Raw genomic sequence first — 17,094 nt, 5'->3', positions numbered from 1 at the left:
TTTTTTTTTTTTTTTTTTTTTTTTTTTTTTTTTTTTTTTTTTTTTTTTTTTTTTTTTTTTTTTTTTTTTTTTTTTTTTTTTTTTTTTTTTTTTTTTTTTTTTTTTTTTTTTTTTTTTTTTTTTTTTTTGGGGGGGGGGGGGGGGGGGGGGGGGGGGGGGGGGGGGGGGGGGGGGGGGGGGGGGGGGGGGGGGGGGGGGGGGGGGGGGGGGGGGGGGGGGGGGGGGGGGGGGGGGGGGGGGGGGGGGGGGGGGGGGGAGATACCCCCGACACCAGAACCTCAAGCACCAGAAGAGGAAGAGTCCCCAACACCCGAGACTGAGATACCCCCGACACCAGAACCTCAAGCACCAGAAGAGGAAGAGTCCCCAACACCCGAGACTGAGATACCCCCGAAAAACTATACACAGGTTTATGCACAGGACAAAGTTAATGAAGAAACTCGACTTATCCCCACAACATAAAAACTGTGTATAAAGTTATCCACAGGCAAGTAAAACTGTGTATAAAGTTATCCACAGGCAAGTAAAACTGTGTATAAAGTTATCCACAGGGTGTGTATAACTTGAAAATTCAATTTGGTTCGTATCGTTGTTATGCACAATTAGTGTATCAAATGAAATACGCCCTTCATACCTTGATCTAGCATTTTGGTATTCTAAGAACACACGTCTAATGACATGGTTATAAAAATTTGATGTCTTGTTGATGTCTTCAGTTTTCAAGGTGCGAGTGTCTCTTACGAGACTAGAGAGACGAGCTCTCAAAACTGAACGATGGGCATGTCCCTTACGGGACGTTTTCCTTAGAAAGGAGGTGATCCAGCCGCACCTTCCGATACGGCTACCTTGTTACGACTTCACCCCAATCATCTACCCATCCACCGTACGCCCTTCATACCTTGATCTAGCATTTTGGTATTCTAAGAACACACGTCTAATGACATGGTTATAAAAATTTGATGTCTTGTTGATGTCTTCAGTTTTCAAGGTGCGAGTGTCTCTATCGAGACTGAGAGACGAGCTCTCAAAACTGAACGATGGGCATGTCCCTTACGGGACGTTTTCCTTAGAAAGGAGGTGATCCAGCCGCACCTTCCGATACGGCTACCTTGTTACGACTTCACCCCAATCCAAGGCATCCACCGTACGCCCTTCATACCTTGATCTAGCATTTTGGTATTCTAAGAACACACGTCTAATGACATGGTTATAAAAATTTGATGTCTTGTTGATGTCTTCAGTTTTCAAGGTGCGAGTGTCTCTTACGAGACTGAGAGACGAGCTCTCAAAACTGAACGATGGGCATGTCCCTTACGGGACGTTTTCCTTAGAAAGGAGGTGATCCAGCCGCACCTTCCGATACGGCTACCTTGTTACGACTTCACCCCAATCATCTACCCCACCTTCGAGCGCATGACCCCCAATATGAGCACCTGGCGGCCCTGCGACACGGTGGAATCGGCGGTCGCCTGGAAGCACGCGCTGGTTCGCACCGACGGCCCCACCGCGCTGATCTTGTCTCGCCCGGGCTTGGCCTGCATGGAACGCGACGCGCACACCCTGGCCCAGGTGAGCAAGGGCGGTTACACCCTGCTGCAAACCGGCGACGGCCAGCCCCAGGCGATCATCATCGCCACCGGCTCGGAAGTGGAGCTGGCGGTCACCGCCGCCCGCGCCCTGGGCGAGCAGGGCAGCAACGTGCGCGTGGTGTCGATGCCCTGCGTGGATGCGTTCCTGGCGCAAAGCGCCGAGTATCAGGAAGCGGTGCTGCCCGCCGCCGTGCGCGCCCGGGTCGCCGTGGAAGCGGCCATCGCCGATTACTGGTACCGCTTCACTGCACAGGACCAATGGCTTCTCCTCCCATTGAGGACCAACTAGGCCATCCTCTGCTACATATGCAGCTAGATCCAAGAGTCTCATAAAATTGCAAAGTTTCAGTAAGGCAAAGGACACTGTCAGTAAGACAAATCCTAAATCAAATAGATGGCTAATATCCAATATATACAAAGAACTCAACAAGTTATATTCCAGAAAACCAAATAATCCTATTAAAAATCGGGATCAGAGCTAAATAGAAAATTCTCCACTGAGGAATCTAGAAGGGCTGAGCAGTACCTAAAGAAATGTTCAACAGCCTTAGTCATTAGGGAAATTCAAATCACAACAACCCTGAGATTCCACCTCACACCAATCAGAATGGCTAAGGTCAAAACCTCAGGCGACAACAGATACTGGTGAGGATATGGAGAAAGAGGAACACTCCATTAGAAATAAATCGGCGGCAGCGCTTGGGCTTTGAGCAGCCAGTAAAGTTTGCGCGCCTTGGTGGGGTCCAGGGGAAAACTGGGTTGCAGCGCGCCCTGGTAGCCGAACTCGGCCATGATCACCTTGCCGCGCTCCACCGTCAGCGGGCAGGCGCCGTAACCATCGTAGCGGCCTTCCAGAGCGCGGCCGTCGAGGTGAGCAAGCAGGTTGGCCGCCACCACCGGCGCTTGTTTGCGCACCGCGGCGGCGGTTTTGGCGTTGCCGGTGCCGCTGCTGTCGCCAATACCGAACACCGTTGGGAACCGGTTGTGTTGCAGGGTTTCGGCGTGCAGGTCGAGCCAGCCGGCGCCGTTGGCCAGGGCGCTGTCGCGCACGCATTGCGGTGCGCGCTGGGGCGGCGTGACGTGCAGCAAATCGAACGCCTCGCGCCGTTTTTCTGTTGGCTTCCGGTCTGGCGCTGGTGACTGGCGCGTCCGCCATGGCCGGCTTATCGCACCCCCGGCATGTCCCCGCGCCGGTGTTGTCGATCCTGGTCACGCAGATGGCGGGGCTCGCCGATCTCGCGGACAAAGGCCGCGCGGAAGTCAGCGTGCCCGAGAGCGACACTCAGCAAAGCAGCGCCACCACCGGCATCCGTGCCAGCCGCGACGTCGGCAACCAGATCCAGGTGCTGGGCATGAACGATCCCCATGGCGACGACCCGCGCAATCCTCTGCCAACCCGGGACCACTGGTCTTTCTGATCCACGGCGCCCGCCCCGCGCCCGACCATGGCGCGGCACCCGCCGCGCTGTTATGGTGAACGTTGACTGTCCCCGCCTTCCCCTGGCCCCCATGAAAGTCCGCAACAATAAGGAACAACAGCGCCAATACACACAATATCCCAAACGGCGGGGTTATGTCCAAGAATATGCATTTTCATCTTATGCTTCCAATTAGCAAAATTAGTGCCATCAAAGTAAGGACCTCTACGGTGATAATTTCCCTCGCTAGACGCCATACTCTCCTAGGTTGTGAAACCAAGGCTATGATCACCAAAAGCTATGGAAATGAAAGCAAATGGAGACCAAAGCTCTGATACCACTTGTAGGATCGAAAGTATGTCTAGAGGGGGGTGATTATACTACTTGACCAAATAAAAATCTAGCCTTTTCCCAATTTTAGTTCTGGGCAGATTTTAGCTATCTTAGCACAAGTCAAGCAATCTCCACACAATTCAAGCAAGCATGCAATGAGCAGCGGAAAGTAAAGCATGCAACTTGCAAGAATGTAAAGGGAGGGTTTGGAGGATTCAAACGCAATTGGAGACGTTCCAAAGCGTGCCGGTCACCGACACCGACTGGCTGCACGGCCTGATCATGGTGCTCGGCATCGCCTCGATGCTGGCCGGTAACCTGCTCGCCCTGATGCAAAGCAACCTCAAGCGCCTGCTCGGCTATTCCTCGGTGGCCCACTTCGGCTATCTGCTGATGGTGCTGGCCGGCAACGGCGGCGGCGAAACCGAGGCGGCGGCGGTGTATCTGGCCACCTACATGCTCACCACCCTGGGTGCGTTTGGCGTCATCACGCTGATGTCCAGCCCTTACAAAGACCGTGATTGCGACGCGCTGTACGAATACCGGGGCCTGTTCTGGCGCCGGCCGTACCTGACCGCGGTGCTCACCGTGATGATGCTCTCGCTGGCCGGCATTCCGCTCACCGCCGGTTTTATCGGCAAGTTCTATCTGATCGCCGTGGGCGTGGATTCGCACCTGTGGATGATAGCCTTCCTGGGCACTAAACTCATGGACCAAATCGCTCAACCCCCGGTGGCGGCGGCCGAGCGCGGCGCGGGTGCGCGCTTGGCCGATTCAGCGTGTACAATTGCCGCTTTCGATTGCCAGGCCGGGGGCGCGGCGCGCTCCGCCGGCGTGAACCCGGGGTGGCCCGCTGCGACCACCCAAAGCGCGGCCGCGACCACCCAAGGAGAGTCCATGACCCTGATTTCATTCAATATCAACGGTATTCGTGCGCGCCTGCACCAGTTGGAAACGCTGCTGGAAAAGTATCAGCCGACCCTGCTCGGCCTGCAGGAAACCAAGGTGCACGACAGCGAATTCCCGGAACAAGCGGTTCGGGACATGGGCTACCACCCGTACTATTTCGGCCAGAAAGGCCATTATGGCGTGGCCATTCTGACTCGCGAACCGCTGGAAGAAGTGCACTACCCATTACACCGCTCCCCCGGTCCGACGCAGACGACGACGGATATTCGCCTGGGTAACAAAGTAGTCGATCAACGGCGCGCACAGGTTAGCGAACAGAATCGCCAGCATGATGCCCTCCGGAAACGCCGGATTGACCACCCGGATCAGCACCGTCATCACGCCAATCAGGGCACCGAAAATCAGCTTGCCGGTGTTGGTCATGGAGGCGGAAACCGGATCGGTGGCCATGAACACCAGACCGAACGCGAAACCGCCCACGGTCAGGTGCCAGTACCAGGGCATCGCGAACATCGGGTTGCTGTCGCTGCCGGCCCCGTTGAACACCAGGCTCATGGCGATCATGCCGACCAGCACGCCGAGCATGATGCGCCAGGAGGCGATCTTGGTGAACAGCAGGAAGAGCGCGCCCAGGGCGATGGCGATCACCGAGGTTTCGCCGATGCAGCCTTGAATACCGTTGGCGTTGACGGCGTCGTATTCGGAGCGCACCACTACGCTGACCGGGCACCCGGCGCGCTTGAGAATGGCGCCGTAAAAGCTGCCGATGGCGCCGGCGCCGATGATCAGAATTTGCGGTTTGTCGTTCATTTATCAGGTCTCCACTGCGGAAAGCTTGCGTTGCCCGCGTCCCATGCTGGCCAGGGGCCAGAAGGCGAGCAGAAAAAGAATCAGGAGCATCAGAAAAGCGTCGTCAAAACCCACCTCGAAAGCGTGGGGATGGCCGGCTTCCGGGTAAGCTTGCCAGTAACGGTCACTGAAGAATTGTACAAATACGGCACTGAGGTTCACGCCCAGGGCACCACCGATCTGGCGGCCGAAGTTGACGATGCCGGAGCCCTGGGGAATCAGGCCCGGGGGCAACAGGGCAATGCTGCCGGTGGTCACCGGTGGCATGATAAAGCCCATGCCCTTTTTTACACCGCCTTCCGCTTGAAGGTTATCAGGTTGCCCCAGCTTATAACGACTGCAGATAGAACATAAGTTCGGCTGATCAATCAGAAACCACCAAATATTCGGCTATCTTGTAAGCGAACACGTCTATAGGCTCTTCATGAAACCAAATCTGAGCCAGTAATGCAGAGCCGTATAGCAGTCTCTAGTACTTCAATCGTATTTTTCTCTACCATAGGGTCCTTTTTTTAGCTTTGATGAGAGGTTGTGTCTGCCTTCAGCACTTACGATCAAAAGAGTCCGTTATGCAAGGCCGCCCCACTCCAAAGCAAGTAACACTCGCTGAACCTGCTTCGAACCAGACTCAGCTTTGCAAAGCTCTATAGGAATTTGACCATCCAACGCCTGGTTTGGTCGAGCAAGCCAGGCAATAGCAACGTCTTTGTCTTCCCACATATCTAAAGCTAATATACTGATATATGCGACCGCCATCCAGGCGCATTCGAAACCAAAGCACTCCCACTTGGCCAGCGTAGATCTGAGCGCCGAAAGGTTCCGGGATCAGTACGAAATCGCCGCTAAAGCCTTGATGCAGGCAGGCCAGTGCGCCGTTGCCGGTGCACTCTTCTTCAATCACGGTTTGCAGGGTGAGCGGGAAGTTGATCTCGACGCCTGCCTGACGTACGGCCTCAACCGCCATCACCATGGCGGCAATCCCCGCCTTCATATCACCTGCGCCACGGCCATACAGCCAGCCATCTTTTTGCCACGGCTCCCAGGGGGGGCGGGTCCACATATCGACAGGCTCGGCAGGTACCACATCGAGGTGGCCGTTGAACACTAAATGTGGTCCTGGCGCGCCGTGATTGAGGTCTGAAATGACGTTATAGCGGCCAGTGCTGGGCCATTCGGTGGGAGCACGATGGGGGTGCTCCTCAAAGCCGGGGGCATCCAAGGGTTTATAGATCAGACCGGTGCCGGCGGCATGGTCCTCGCTGCCGGCCTGATCCCGTTCGAGCTGGGAAAGATAAACGAACGCGGTGGCGTTCCTGGCCAGCCGGTAGTCCGCCCCCAGCGCCCACAGCGAGAGTGTTTCGTCGCTCTCTTCGCCGCGGTTTTCTCCGCCCTGAACTTTCAGGGTGATGCGCTCATCCAGGTTCCAGGCGGCGCTGAGCAGATAGCCCCGGTCTTCCAGGTCACTGCCGGACGCGGCGTCCCTGGCCTGCTGGTAGAGCGCGCCCAGTTCCAGCGCACCCCACCGATAGCTGGTCACCGCGCGCAGCAGATCCGCGCGAACAATGCCAGCCACAGAGCGACGCGCCGCCTGATCCTTTTCGTAGGCCAGTGCCGCGTATAGGCCGTCCCGTTCCCAGGTGAGCGCCGCGGACACGGTGTCCGACAGGCCATCGTCGGGTTCGCCATCGTCGTCCACGTGGGTGGTCACGGTGTCCGCCTGGACGCTGTTGGAGATGCCCGGCAGCCTGGCGCTGCTGTTCGGCGCCCTGGTGGTGGTCACCGGCCCCACGGTGATCGTGCCGCTGCTGCGCAGCGTGCGGCCGGTGGCCAGCGTGTCGCGGCTGTTGCGCTGGGAGGGCATCGTCATCGACCCGCTCGGCGCGATCCTGGCGGTTCTCGCCTATGAGCTGGTGGTCGCCACCGGCCAGCAGGGCGCCTTGCTGCACGGGCTCTGGTTGTTCGTGCAGGCGATCGCGGTGGGCACCGCCATTGGTACGCTGGTGGCACTGGCGCTGGCCGGTCTGCTGCGTCGGCACCTGGTGCCAGAATATTTGCGCAGCTTTCTGGTGCTCTCGTCGGTGATTGGCGAGTTCGTGCTGTCCAACGGCATCAGCGAGGAATCCGGCCTGGTGGCGGTGACCGTGACCGGTATCGTGCTGGCCAACCGCAAGGGTGTGCGCCAACTAATAGATGCACCGCAACCGCCAGGACAGTAGGCCAAGTATAGCCAACATCCTGTGGGTCACGGGGTGGTTTGATTGCCATTTGCGCGCTACGTTTAACCATCTTGTGGCGGCTCAGATAACAGACCTACATTAGCGACACCCGAGCGTTGCAGTGTGCTCATCAATACGACTATTTGTCCGTACGCAACGTTGCGATCGCCGCGAACCATGACAGGTGTTTCAGGTCGTCGCTGTAATATCGCTGTTACTCGCTCTGCCATTTGCTCAAGAGAAACAGCCGTTGAGTCTTCGCCAAGCGTGATGAAATAGCCTCCATCCTGATCGACCGAGATAATAATCGGATCGCTATCGTCTTGGTTTTCGATAGGCTCTGATGTGACTTGAGGTAGATCGACTTGCACCCCTTGAGTGAGCATTGGTGCGGTGATCATAAAGATCACCAGCAAGACCAGCATGACGTCAATAAAGGGGACTACGTCAAGGCATCCACCGTACGCCCTTCATACCTTGATCTAGCATTTTGGTATTCTAAGAACACACGTCTAATGACATGGTTATAAAAATTTGATGTCTTGTTGATGTCTTCAGTTTTCAAGGTGCGAGTGCCTTCTCCATGGAAATAGACAAGACAAATGGAGCCTAGCGGGATCGAACCGCTGACCTCCTGCGTGCAAGGCAGGCGCTCTCCCAGCTGAGCTAAGGCCCCAGGATATGAACTTAAAATTGAATGGTGGGCCTAAGTGGACTCGAACCACCGACCTCACGCTTATCAGGCGTGCGCTCTAACCAGCTGAGCTATAGGCCCATTCAAATATGGGATGATTCAGTTGAGAGATCGGACTCTCAAAACTGAACGATGGGCATGTCCCTTACGGGACGTTTTCCTTAGAAAGGAGGTGATCCAGCCGCACCTTCCGATACGGCTACCTTGTTACGACTTCACCCCAATCATCTACCCCACCTTCGAGTTCAGCGCTCTGGGCATGAGCCCGGACATGATCGGCCAGTTCGCCCCGGTGATTCTCAAGTTCATGGGCAGCGAGGGCGTCGCCGGCAATCTGCTCGGCAGCCTGCAAAGCCTGTGGGCACCGGCGGCCTGAATCCGGTTTCCGGTGAGCGCGGCCGCGCTCACCGGCGTCTGACTTTCGTTGCCCTGCGCCGGTTCGCCCCGTTAAAGCCGGCGCGCAACCGCTCAGCGGCGTCGGCCCGAGCGACGTATTCCACGGTTTTCCCCACCCGATAGGGCGCCAGCACCTGCAATTTTTCCAGTCTGCGCAGGTCCGCCCGGGCGGTGTTCTCGGAAACATCGAACAGATTCTTTAATTGTTTCGCGGTAAAGCTGCTGCCCGGTTTTTTTAACGCTTGTCTGAGCAGCGAGCCCTGGCGGTAGTTGAGTTGACTCCCCAATCCCATGTCGGCCAGCCACGCCAGCAGCTCCAGGTACTCCTTGTGCTTGACCTTCACATACTCAAGAAAACAGGGGGAAGGCCTTCCAGAGCGGCACGACCGGGTCGTCGCCGTTGGAGGTAAAATCTGGCCGAGCAGTTTCATCCAAGAGTATTGATGGGTCTGCTAGCAACCCTGTGAGTAAAGCCCTTTCCCGGTAATCCAACGGGCCGACCTTAAGCCCATCGTGGGGGCGCATGTCTCTCAAACGTCAGTGTTGACGCCAAACCGCGCCGTCACGGTCCTGGCGGTGTGGTGACCCGTGGCAGTGACGCTGCTCAGTGAGCGGGACAAGGGCGGTGCCTGGAGGGAGCTGTTTGGCCAGGGATGGCCAAACAAACAGCGGCCAGGGGTGAGGCAAGCAGGTTGCGAAGCACTGCTTCGCGCGCCGCCGAACGCCGCCCATCTGCGATGGGTGGCCGGGCCCGCTTGCGGGGCTTGAGCGGTCCCGGAAGGCACCGCCCTTGTCCCGCGTCCCCAATCAAGCTGCCCACCCAATCATGATCCAGAAAAGTCGCTTCCCGCTAAAGCGCGATGAGCCTTTTTTTTGTTTTCGGAGCTCGTCGGGTCGACGAATTGTAATATTAAGTGCAACACCTAGCTGAAAACACAAAAAAAACCCATAACGGCCTCGTGTAGAATAGAGTTACCACACAAAATTCAACGGAGGATTCGTTATGAGCTATGTTCATCTTACCACATCAGAAAGAGTCAAAATAGAGACGTATCTCGAGCTAGGTTTCTCTGTCCGAAAGATTGCTGGACGCCTGGGGCGTCAACCTTCTACGATTTCACGAGAATTGAAACGAAATCCTTACTATGATGCTTCCTGTGCTGACCAGCGTTATGTGGAACGCAAAAAGAAGTGCGGTGCACGGACGAAGTTTACGCTCGAAAAAGGAGTCCGTATCCTCGAAAAGTTACGCGAGACATGGTCCCCTGAACAGATTGCCGGACGATTATTCCAAGAAGAAGGACTCTCGTTCAAGACAATTTATCGCTGGATCTATACGGGCCTCGTCGAGGCCGATTCTGGACTCCTTCGACAAAAGGGAAAGCGTCAGAAACCACGTGAGACGCGTGGACGCTTTAACGTCGGACTGCCAATCAGTAAACGTCCGTCTGACGTCAAAGGGCGCCAAACGTTCGGACATTGGGAGGTTGATACTGTTGTCTCGGGTAGAGGGAAATCCAAAGCCTGTGTCGCAACGTTCGTCGAGCGAAAGAGCCGTTTTTATCTCGCTGTACCGATGGAAGATCGGTCCGCTCAATCGATGGAGTCTGCGATTCAAGCATTGCATCTTTACTTCCCGTTGGGAACGTTCCAAACTGCGACGACAGATCGTGGAAAAGAGTTTAGCTGTCATGAACGAATTCGTGACACGTTAGGCGTACCGATGTATTTTGCGGATCCGTATTCTTCTTGGCAGCGTGGGAGTAACGAGAACGCCAATGGTCTTCTCCGTGAATTTTTCCCGAAGGGGACAGATTTCGGAAAGGTCAGTCGTTCTGAACTCGCTCAAGCGCTCGCCTGGATCAATGGGAGACCGCGAAAATGTCTCAACTGGAAAACTGCATACGAGGTCTTCACGGAAGAAGTGTTGCACTTAATTTGACAAACCGTCATGCCAGCGTTCGTCCTGAGCCAGGATCAAACTCTCCATAAAGTGTTTGACTTGCTCGTTTTTGTGACTAAAAGTCACGTTGACGAAGCTTGCGCTTCATTCATTGTTTGTATCCGAAGATACGTTTTTTGCCTCATCGTTCAGTTTTCAAAGTTCGTCAAAGATAAAATTTGGTGGAGCCTAGCGGGATCGAACCGCTGACCTCCTGCGTGCAAGGCAGGCGCTCTCCCAGCTGAGCTAAGGCCCCATTAAAGGGATTAAATTGAAGATGGTCGGGAAGACAGGATTCGAACCTGCGACCCCTTGGTCCCAAACCAAGTGCTCTACCAAGCTGAGCTACTTCCCGAAAAAGTGCACCCTGAGAGATTCGAACTCCCGACCCCTTGATTCGTAGTCAAGTACTCTATCCAGCTGAGCTAAGGGTGCGGGGTATAATGGATCAAACAGTTATTAAAATTAAAAATGGTACCGAGGGCCGGAATCGAACCGGCACGGGGAAACCCCCGCAGGATTTTAAGTCCTGTGCGTCTACCAGTTCCGCCACCCCGGCAGGGTTTTAAAGGTAGAACCTAAATTCTAAATCAGAATCTTCGGTGATATTTAAATGAAAATGGTGCCGGCAACAGGAGTCGAACCCGCGACCTACTGATTACAAGTCAGTTGCTCTACCAGCTGAGCTACACCGGCAAGTGTAAATAAAAATGGTGGAGGATGACGGGATCGAACCGCCGACCCTCTGCTTGTAAGGCAGATGCTCTCCCAGCTGAGCTAATCCTCCATATGTACGCCTGGCAGCGTCCTATCCTCACAGGGGGAAGCCCCCAACTACTTTCGGCGTTCAAGTGCTTAACTTCCGTGTTCGGCATGGGAACGGGTGTGACCACTTGGCTATCGCCACCAGACATCTATTATCTTAACATTATGTTTCCATAACGTCAAGCACTTTTTTTGAAAGGCTCGCGCCCTCAAAACTGAAGTCATCAACAAAATCATCTGCTAGAACAAGGCCTCGACCGATTAGTATCACTCAGCTCCGCATGTCACCATGCTTCCACCCGTGACCTATCTACCTCATCGTCTCTGAGGGGTCTTTCTTGATTACTCAAAGGGAAATCATCCCCATCTCACGAATCCGTGCTTGATAAGCAGGATGCGTATAATGGAAACCTTGATCGGAGTGTATCATGGCTTCCGGATGTGTATTCCCTTGAAGTCGTTCTGCGAGTTTATTCGTCGTATGAAGGACGAGTTCCATCCGGAGGCTCATTGATACATGATGTGCCACAATTTCACGTGTAGCGACATCCTTCACGCAAGAGAGATAGGCAGTTTGACCAGACCCAATTCGGAGATAGGTGATGTCTGTGACGAACACTTTACCTGGCTCTACTTGCTTGAACCGGCGGTTCAAGTGGTTCGGCACAGTCTTATGTTCATATGTCGCTTTGGCGATTTTACGGTAGGGGTTCTGCCTGCGGATTTTCGTCACGATCCCAAACTTTCTCATGATACGAAGAATACGCTTATGATTCATCGGCCCCCCCATAAGATCAAGCATTTCCATGTAAAGACCACGATAGCCAATCTTCTTGTCGTGACGGTCGTGAACACGTTTTAGAAGAAGGTAGTCCGCATAGTCGCGTTCTTCCCGAAGGGAGTCACTGTCCGTACGCGCAAGCCAGGCGTAATAACCACTGCGACTCACCTCAGCGAGCGTGCAGAGATCTGTGACGAACCGACTCGTCGATAATTTTCTTACAACAATATTAATTGCCTGATAGCGCTCAGACGCTGTTAGCTTCGGTGCTTCGCCTCTCTTTCGAGAGCTTCTAGCTTTTTTAGTAATTCGTTCTCCGCCGTGAGGTACTTGATCCGTGCTTCAGCTTTCGCAAGAAGTCGTTCGATGGAATCGTCTTTTTTCGGTCGACCACCAAGATTTGATTTTCCACGTCTCTCATTCAGGAGTCCTTCTTCCCCATAAATACGATATGTCTTCCGCCATCGCTTCAACGCTTCGTTCGTCGTTTGCTTACCGATCATGACCAAGTCGAAGCCGCTCTCCTCAAAGATTTGTATTGGTCGTTTCCCAGCTAAATTCTCATGTACAGCGTAAATCTTGAATTCTCCCTTGTATTGGATGGTGCGATCCGATACCGAGGCTACGTGGGGATTCGCTTCAAGTTGTCTGATTTGATCTGGATTAAAGGTACGTCTGTTCATAAATAGTCCTCCCGTTGAACTGAGCCCTAGAGTTTGGACAGTTTAATAAAAGCACCCTTAACGTATTAAGCTGCTATGAGATGGCTTCGGTATTGTACCGGAGTCATCTTTTGTAGTTTCCATTGTCTTCGTTCGCTATTGTAATAATCAATGTAAGCATCGACCATGGCACAGACCTCATCGAGGTCAGATGCTAATTTATAATCGACATAATCTTTCAAGTGCCCAAAGAACGATTCCATCGGGGCATTATCCAGGCAGTTTCCTCTACGGGACATGGATTGAAGCATTCCCATCTCACGGATGCGTGTTTGATAAGCAGGATGCGTATAATGGAATCCTTGATCGGAATGTATCATGGCTTCCGGGTGTATATTCCCTTAAAGTCGTTCTGCGAGTTTATTCGTTGTATGAAGGACTAGTTCCATATGGAGGCTTGTAGATAGATGATGTGCCATAATTTCACGTGTAGCGACATCCTTCACACAAGAGAGATAAACAGTTTGACCAGATCCAATACGGAGATAAGTGATGTCTGTGACGAATACCTTACCAGGCTCATCTTGATCGAACCGACGGTTCAAGTGGTTCGGTACAGTCTTATGTTCATATGTCGATTTAGCGATTTTACGATAAGCGTTCTGCCTACGGATTTTCGTCACGATTCCAAACTTCCTCATGATACGCAAAATACGTTTATGATTCATCGGTCCACCAATAAGATCAAGCATCTCCATGTAAAGACCACGATAGCCGATTTTTCCCTTGTGACGATCATGAACACGTTTTAGAAGTAGGTAGTCCGCATAGTCGCGTTCTTCCCGAAGGGAAACACTATCCGTACGTGCGAGCCAGGCGTAATAACCACTGCGGCTCACTTCAGCGAGCGTACATAGATACGTCACGAATCGGCCCGATGATTGCTTCCGTAAGACAATATTGATTGCCTGATAGCGCTCAGATGCGGTTAGTTTCGATACTTCGCCTCTCTTTCGAGAGCGTCGAGCTTTTTTAGTAATTCGTTCTCCGCTGTGAGGTACTTGATTCGTGCTTCAGCTTTCGCAAGGCGTCGTTCGACGGAATCATCTTTTTTCGGTCGACCTCCAAGATTTGATTTTCCACGTCTCTCATTCAAGAGTCCTTCTTCTCCATAAATGCGATAGGTCTTCCGCCATCGTTTCAACGCTTCATTCGTTGTTCGCTTACCGATCATGTCCAGGTCAAAGCCGCTTTCTTCAAAGATTTGTATCGGTCGCTTACCAGCTAAATTCTCACGTACAGCGTGAATCTTAAATTCTCCTTTATATTGAATCGTACGATCTGATACCGAGGCTACGTGAAGATTCGCTTCAAGTTGTCTGATTTGATCTGGATTGAAGGTACGTCTGTTCATGAATAATTCTCCCGTCTAAATTGAATAGATACAGTATATCGATATCTTTAAACACAAAAAACCCCGAATGGGGTCTTTTATCAAGTGTCCACCATTCAGGGTTCAGTTCAGATTTCCCTTTGAGTAATCAAGAAAGACCCCTCAGAGACGATGAGGTAGATAGGTCACGGGTGGAAGCATGGTGACATGCGGAGCTGAGTGATACTAATCGGTCGAGGCCTTGTTCTAGCAGATGATTGTTGATGACTTCAGTTTTGAGGGCGCGAGCCCTGTCGTCTGGTGACGATAGCCAAGTGGTCACACCCGTTCCCATGCCGAACACGGAAGTTAAGCACTTGAACGCCGAAAGTAGTTGGGGGCCTCCCCCTGTGAGGATAGGACGTTGCCAGGCATACTTTTTTAATAAAGTATTTGACAATTTTGACTGACTAATATAACATTATAGAAGTCGTCAAGTTACCACGGTCCTGTGGTGTAGCGGTTAACATGCCTGCCTGTCACGCAGGAGATCGCGGGTTCGAATCCCGTCAGGACCGCCATTTTTATTTACCGATCTTTTTCATTATGGCTTTGTAGCTCAGTCGGTAGAGCAGAGGACTGAAAATCCTCGTGTCGGCGGTTCGATTCCGTCCAAAGCCACCATTTACACCTGCCGGTGTAGCTCAGCTGGTAGAGCAACTGACTTGTAATCAGTAGGTCGCGGGTTCGACTCCTGTTGCCGGCACCATTTTTCATTTAATATGGCGGTTGTGGCGAAGTGGTTAACGCACCGGATTGTGATTCCGGCATTCGTGGGTTCAATTCCCATCAGTCGCCCCATTTTATTTTTAATTTAATACTAGTTTGTGTCATTAGCTCAGTTGGTAGAGCATCTGACTTTTAATCAGAGGGTCGCAGGTTCGAATCCTGCATGACACACCATTTTTATGCGGGTGTGGCGGAATTGGTAGACGCGCTAGATTTAGGATCTAGTGTCTTTGACGTGGGGGTTCAAGTCCCTTCACCCGTACCATTTATATTTATAATGCGGAAGTAGTTCAGTGGTAGAATACGACCTTGCCAAGGTCGGGGTCGCGGGTTCGAATCCCGTCTTCCGCTCCATTTTTTAAATAGAAGTAACAAAAAATAGCATAATTTGCGGTCGTGGCGGAATGGTAGACGCGCTAGGTTGAGGGCCTAGTGGTGGCAACACTGTGGAGGTTCAAGTCCTCTCGACCGCACTTATTATGCACCCTTAGCTCAGCTGGATAGAGTACTTGACTACGAATCAAGGGGTCGGGAGTTCGAATCTCTCAGGGTGCACTTTTCGGGAAGTAGCTCAGCTTGGTAGAGCACTTGGTTTGGGACCAAGGGGTCGCAGGTTCGAATCCTGTCTTCCCGACCATTATTATTATCGGACTTTGAAAACTGAACGATGAGGCAAAAACGTATCTTCGGATACAAACAATGAATGAAGCGCAAGCTTCGTCAACGTGACTTTTAGTCACACAAACGAGCAAGTCAAACACTTTATGGAGAGTTTGATCCTGGCTCAGGACGAACGCTGGCGGCGTGCCTAATACATGCAAGTCGAGCGCAGGAAGCTCGCGGAACTCTTCGGAGGGAAGCAAGTGGAAAGTGGAATGAGCGGCGGACGGGTGAGTAACACGTAAGGAACCTGCCTCAAGGATTGGGATAACTCCGAGAAATCGGAGCTAATACCGGATAGTTCTTCGGACCGCATGGTCCGATGATGAAAGGCGCTCCGGCGTCACCTTGAGATGGCCTTGCGGTGCATTAGCTAGTTGGTGGGGTAATGGCCTACCAAGGCGACGATGCATAGCCGACCTGAGAGGGTGATCGGCCACACTGGGACTGAGACACGGCCCAGACTCCTACGGGAGGCAGCAGTAGGGAATCTTCCACAATGGACGAAAGTCTGATGGAGCAACGCCGCGTGAGTGATGAAGGTTTTCGGATCGTAAAACTCTGTTGTAAGGGAAGAACAGATACGAGAGGTAATGCTCGTATCCTGACGGTACCTTGCGAGAAAGCCACGGCTAACTACGTGCCAGCAGCCGCGGTAATACGTAGGTGGCAAGCGTTGTCCGGAATTATTGGGCGTAAAGCGCGCGCAGGCGGCCTTTTAAGTCTGATGTGAAAGCCCCCGGCTCAACCGGGGAGGGTCATTGGAAACTGGAAGGCTTGAGTACAGAAGAGAAGAGTGGAATTCCATGTGTAGCGGTGAAATGCGTAGAGATGTGGAGGAACACCAGTGGCGAAGGCGACTCTTTGGTCTGTAACTGACGCTGAGGCGCGAAAGCGTGGGGAGCAAACAGGATTAGATACCCTGGTAGTCCACGCCGTAAACGATGAGTGCTAGGTGTTGGGGGGTTTCCGCCCCTCAGTGCTGAAGCTAACGCATTAAGCACTCCGCCTGGGGAGTACGGCCGCAAGGCTGAAACTCAAAGGAATTGACGGGGACCCGCACAAGCGGTGGAGCATGTGGTTTAATTCGAAGCAACGCGAAGAACCTTACCAACTCTTGACATCCCCTTGACCGCTTGAGAGATCAAGTTTTCCCTTCGGGGACAAGGGTGACAGGTGGTGCATGGTTGTCGTCAGCTCGTGTCGTGAGATGTTGGGTTAAGTCCCGCAACGAGCGCAACCCCTATCCTTAGTTGCCAGCATTTAGTTGGGCACTCTAGGGAGACTGCCGGTGACAAACCGGAGGAAGGTGGGGATGACGTCAAATCATCATGCCCCTTATGAGTTGGGCTACACACGTGCTACAATGGACGGTACAAAGGGCAGCGAGACCGCGAGGTGGAGCCAATCCCAGAAAGCCGTTCCCAGTTCGGATTGCAGGCTGCAACTCGCCTGCATGAAGTCGGAATCGCTAGTAATCGCAGGTCAGCATACTGCGGTGAATACGTTCCCGGGTCTTGTACACACCGCCCGTCACACCACGAGAGTTTGCAACACCCGAAGCCGGTGAGGTAACCGCAAGGAGCCAGCCGTCGAAGGTGGGGTAGATGATTGGGGTGAAGTCGTAACAAGGTAGCCGTATCGGAAGGTGCGGCTGGATCACCTCCTTTCTAAGGAAAACGTCCCGTAAGGGACATGCCCATCGTTCAGTTTTGAGAG

10 protein-coding genes, 18 tRNA genes, 3 rRNA genes, 4 pseudogenes and 1 other annotated feature are annotated in these 17,094 nt (G+C 53.1%); of the genes and pseudogenes, 17 read left to right on the top strand and 18 right to left on the bottom strand.

The features are described from left to right. Positions 1–1,425 precede the first annotated feature (1,425 nt). The gene (locus A0126_RS15555) at positions 1,426–1,878 is read left to right on the top strand and encodes a transketolase-like TK C-terminal-containing protein (protein ID WP_157898519.1); all 453 of its coding nucleotides are present in this window, start codon (positions 1,426–1,428) and stop codon (positions 1,876–1,878) included. Positions 1,879–2,264: 386 nt separating this feature from the next. On the opposite strand, the gene A0126_RS15550 is transcribed toward A0126_RS15555, so the two are convergent. Further along, complete coding sequence (locus tag A0126_RS15550; RefSeq protein WP_204251413.1) at positions 2,265–2,678, bottom strand: NAD(P)/FAD-dependent oxidoreductase; 414 nt, start codon at positions 2,676–2,678, stop codon at positions 2,265–2,267. Between the two features lie 65 nt (positions 2,679–2,743). On the opposite strand from A0126_RS15550, the gene A0126_RS19255 reads away from it, so the two are divergent. Together A0126_RS19255 and A0126_RS19905 are read left to right on the top strand one after the other, a co-directional pair. After that, the gene (locus A0126_RS19255; protein ID WP_157898518.1) at positions 2,744–3,007 is read left to right on the top strand and encodes a hypothetical protein; all 264 of its coding nucleotides are present in this window, start codon (positions 2,744–2,746) and stop codon (positions 3,005–3,007) included. 576 nt (positions 3,008–3,583) lie between these two features. Further along, a pseudogene (locus A0126_RS19905) lies at positions 3,584–4,531 on the top strand (proton-conducting transporter membrane subunit); the annotation flags it as partial. Here the strand turns inward: A0126_RS19905 and A0126_RS19900 are convergent. The 3 genes and pseudogenes from A0126_RS19900 to A0126_RS15510 form a co-directional block, all read right to left on the bottom strand. Next, positions 4,475–5,059, bottom strand: a complete 585-nt coding sequence (locus A0126_RS19900) for an RnfABCDGE type electron transport complex subunit D (RefSeq protein WP_088838380.1) — start codon at positions 5,057–5,059, stop codon at positions 4,475–4,477. The pseudogene A0126_RS19905 and the gene A0126_RS19900 overlap by 57 nt on opposite strands. Positions 5,060–5,665: 606 nt before the next feature. Then, positions 5,666–5,818, bottom strand: a complete 153-nt coding sequence (locus A0126_RS19895) for an antitoxin Xre/MbcA/ParS toxin-binding domain-containing protein (protein WP_157898515.1) — start codon at positions 5,816–5,818, stop codon at positions 5,666–5,668. 94 nt (positions 5,819–5,912) lie between these two features. Next, positions 5,913–6,794, bottom strand: a pseudogene (locus tag A0126_RS15510) (M20/M25/M40 family metallo-hydrolase); the annotation flags it as partial. Positions 6,795–6,807: 13 nt separating this feature from the next. Here A0126_RS15510 and A0126_RS19240 point away from each other — a divergent pair. Next, positions 6,808–7,314, top strand: coding sequence for a cation:proton antiporter domain-containing protein (locus A0126_RS19240; protein WP_204251411.1), 507 nt, complete (start codon positions 6,808–6,810; stop codon positions 7,312–7,314). A 62-nt stretch (positions 7,315–7,376) separates the two neighbouring features. On the opposite strand, the pseudogene tolR reads toward A0126_RS19240, so the two are convergent. The 4 genes and pseudogenes from tolR to A0126_RS15480 form a co-directional block, all read right to left on the bottom strand. Beyond that, positions 7,377–7,754 (bottom strand): annotated as a pseudogene (gene tolR / locus A0126_RS15500) (protein TolR); the annotation flags it as partial. 163 nt (positions 7,755–7,917) lie between these two features. After that, positions 7,918–7,990, bottom strand: a tRNA-Ala gene (locus tag A0126_RS15495). A gap of 22 nt (positions 7,991–8,012) precedes the next feature. Further along, a tRNA-Ile gene (locus A0126_RS15490) sits at positions 8,013–8,089 on the bottom strand. A 323-nt stretch (positions 8,090–8,412) separates the two neighbouring features. After that, a complete protein-coding gene (locus A0126_RS15480; RefSeq protein WP_157898512.1) occupies positions 8,413–8,835 on the bottom strand; it encodes a DeoR family transcriptional regulator in 423 nt (140 codons plus the stop codon). A gap of 572 nt (positions 8,836–9,407) precedes the next feature. Between A0126_RS15480 and A0126_RS15475 the strand changes: the two genes are divergently transcribed. Beyond that, entirely contained in the window at positions 9,408–10,346 is a 939-nt protein-coding gene (locus A0126_RS15475) for an IS30 family transposase (RefSeq protein WP_088838374.1), read from the top strand. 180 nt (positions 10,347–10,526) lie between these two features. Here A0126_RS15475 and A0126_RS15470 read toward each other — a convergent pair. The 10 genes and pseudogenes from A0126_RS15470 to A0126_RS15425 all read right to left on the bottom strand — a co-directional run bounded on the left by A0126_RS15470 (position 10,527) and on the right by A0126_RS15425 (position 13,968). Next, positions 10,527–10,602, bottom strand: a tRNA-Ala gene (locus tag A0126_RS15470). A 22-nt stretch (positions 10,603–10,624) separates the two neighbouring features. Then, a tRNA-Pro gene (locus A0126_RS15465) sits at positions 10,625–10,701 on the bottom strand. Positions 10,702–10,707: 6 nt separating this feature from the next. Then, positions 10,708–10,781 (bottom strand) — tRNA-Arg (locus A0126_RS15460). A 37-nt stretch (positions 10,782–10,818) separates the two neighbouring features. Next, a tRNA-Leu gene (locus A0126_RS15455) sits at positions 10,819–10,905 on the bottom strand. Between the two features lie 61 nt (positions 10,906–10,966). After that, a tRNA-Thr gene (locus A0126_RS15450) sits at positions 10,967–11,042 on the bottom strand. 15 nt (positions 11,043–11,057) lie between these two features. Beyond that, a tRNA-Val gene (locus A0126_RS15445) sits at positions 11,058–11,133 on the bottom strand. An 8-nt stretch (positions 11,134–11,141) separates the two neighbouring features. Next, positions 11,142–11,257, bottom strand: a 5S ribosomal RNA gene (gene rrf, locus A0126_RS15440). Positions 11,258–11,364: 107 nt separating this feature from the next. Beyond that, positions 11,365–11,463: a sequence feature (23S ribosomal RNA rRNA prediction is too short), on the bottom strand. After that, positions 11,458–12,201, bottom strand: a complete 744-nt coding sequence (locus A0126_RS19235) for an IS3 family transposase (protein ID WP_204251447.1) — start codon at positions 12,199–12,201, stop codon at positions 11,458–11,460. It overlaps the preceding feature by 6 nt. Continuing rightward, the gene (locus tag A0126_RS15430; protein WP_088838373.1) at positions 12,150–12,575 is read right to left on the bottom strand and encodes an HTH domain-containing protein; all 426 of its coding nucleotides are present in this window, start codon (positions 12,573–12,575) and stop codon (positions 12,150–12,152) included. The genes A0126_RS19235 and A0126_RS15430 overlap by 52 nt, the downstream gene beginning before the upstream one ends. A gap of 65 nt (positions 12,576–12,640) precedes the next feature. After that, positions 12,641–13,968 (bottom strand): annotated as a pseudogene (locus A0126_RS15425) (IS3 family transposase). A 275-nt stretch (positions 13,969–14,243) separates the two neighbouring features. Here A0126_RS15425 and rrf (A0126_RS15420) point away from each other — a divergent pair. From rrf (A0126_RS15420) to A0126_RS15365, 12 genes are all read left to right on the top strand, one after another. After that, positions 14,244–14,359 (top strand): 5S ribosomal RNA (rrf, locus tag A0126_RS15420). Positions 14,360–14,431: 72 nt separating this feature from the next. After that, a tRNA-Asp gene (locus tag A0126_RS15415) sits at positions 14,432–14,507 on the top strand. 27 nt (positions 14,508–14,534) lie between these two features. Then, positions 14,535–14,610, top strand: a tRNA-Phe gene (locus A0126_RS15410). Between the two features lie 9 nt (positions 14,611–14,619). Then, positions 14,620–14,695 (top strand) — tRNA-Thr (locus A0126_RS15405). A gap of 16 nt (positions 14,696–14,711) precedes the next feature. Beyond that, positions 14,712–14,787: transfer RNA gene (locus A0126_RS15400), tRNA-His, on the top strand. A 26-nt stretch (positions 14,788–14,813) separates the two neighbouring features. Continuing rightward, a tRNA-Lys gene (locus A0126_RS15395) sits at positions 14,814–14,889 on the top strand. A gap of 7 nt (positions 14,890–14,896) precedes the next feature. After that, positions 14,897–14,980: transfer RNA gene (locus tag A0126_RS15390), tRNA-Leu, on the top strand. A 14-nt stretch (positions 14,981–14,994) separates the two neighbouring features. Beyond that, positions 14,995–15,069 (top strand) — tRNA-Gly (locus A0126_RS15385). Positions 15,070–15,105: 36 nt separating this feature from the next. Beyond that, positions 15,106–15,188: transfer RNA gene (locus A0126_RS15380), tRNA-Leu, on the top strand. An 8-nt stretch (positions 15,189–15,196) separates the two neighbouring features. Further along, positions 15,197–15,270 (top strand) — tRNA-Arg (locus tag A0126_RS15375). A gap of 5 nt (positions 15,271–15,275) precedes the next feature. Further along, positions 15,276–15,352 (top strand) — tRNA-Pro (locus tag A0126_RS15370). A gap of 124 nt (positions 15,353–15,476) precedes the next feature. Then, a 16S ribosomal RNA gene (locus tag A0126_RS15365) occupies positions 15,477–17,045 on the top strand. Positions 17,046–17,094 lie beyond the last annotated feature (49 nt).

This window comes from Exiguobacterium sp. N4-1P, from assembly GCF_002214325.1.
This window is presented reverse-complemented; position numbering and strand designations above follow the sequence as displayed.